Annotated in this window: 1 protein-coding gene and 1 rRNA gene; one reads left to right on the top strand and one right to left on the bottom strand. The window is 53.9% G+C overall.

Annotated features, from left to right (window positions below; all coding sequences use genetic code 11):
• Nucleotides 1-188 precede the first annotated feature (188 nt).
• Entirely contained in the window at nucleotides 189-872 is a 684-nt protein-coding gene (locus tag PRZ03_RS23805; protein WP_273602576.1) for an FFLEELY motif protein, read from the top strand.
• Between the two features lie 65 nt (nucleotides 873-937).
• Here PRZ03_RS23805 and rrf read toward each other — a convergent pair.
• A 5S ribosomal RNA gene (rrf, locus tag PRZ03_RS23810) occupies nucleotides 938-1,050 on the bottom strand.
• Nucleotides 1,051-1,058: the final 8 nt, after the last annotated feature.

Raw genomic sequence — 1,058 nt, forward strand, 5'->3', positions numbered from 1 at the left:
TCGCGGACACCTGAGCTACCATCAACCCAGGCACTTGCGCGCGCCCAAACTGTCCGCGATCAGTTTGAAACGCTGTCCACCATCACGCTGAAATGACTGTCCGGGATCGCTGAAATCCGCAGATCCATCCATTCATCGATCCAGTGTACTGGGCTCACAATCGCACTATTCCATTGAGTCGGTCAGCCATGCATTCAGCAATAGACGAACAGATATTGCATCACCTCCAAGAAGTGAATACACAACGCCAGCGGCGCGAACAGACCCCTGGCTTGGTAGCGAAAGTTCAGGCACTCAAACGCTATCAACAACAGCGTTTCGCCCAAACCTATGCTGACCTATTGATCTCGCCACGCTACCAGGGGGCTGCCGAGTTCTTCTTGCAGGAACTCTACGGCCCCGGTGACTACACTCGCCGTGACGCACAATTTGCACGAGTAGTCCCGGCCTTGGTCAAATTGTTTCCATCGGAGGTCGTCGATACCGTGTTGAGACTTGCTCGTCTGCATGCAATATCCGAAAGGTTGGACACCTTGATGGCCGAGCATTTGGATACGGAACACATTAGCGCCGAAAGTTATCGGCTTGCCTGGCAGGCCTGCGCGGACTCAGAGTCGCGCCAACTTCAGATAAGCTTGACGGTTGCCGTCGGCGAATCGCTGGAGAACTTAACGCGCAAGCCGTTGCTCAGGCACGCATTGAGAATGATGCGAGGCCCAGCAACAGGCGCAGGCATGGGGGAATTGCAGGCATTTCTTGAATCAGGCTTCGACACCTTTCGCGCAATGAAGGGCGCCGCTGAATTTCTTCAAACAGTCCAGGCCCGGGAGAAACAATTTGCCGCCGCAATGTTTAAAAACTCCGCACCCTAATAAACCAGATCCTGAAAAGCAAAAAGCCCCCAACTCTTTCGAGCAGGGGGCTTTGTTTAATACTAGCCTGACGATGACCTACTTTCACACGGGAATCCGCACTATCATCGGCGCTGAGGCATTTCACTGTCCTGTTCGGGATGGGAAGGAGTGGGACCGCCTCGCTATGGTCATCAGGCTTAACTG

It is taken from the genome of Roseateles albus (genome assembly GCF_028595345.1).
Lineage (GTDB): Bacteria > Pseudomonadota > Gammaproteobacteria > Burkholderiales > Burkholderiaceae_C > Paucibacter_A > Paucibacter_A albus.

Coding starts and splice junctions, on each gene's coding strand:
- PRZ03_RS23805 (WP_273602576.1), top strand. CDS start 189: ATGCATTCAGCAATAGACGAACAGATATTGCATCACCTCCAAGAAGTG.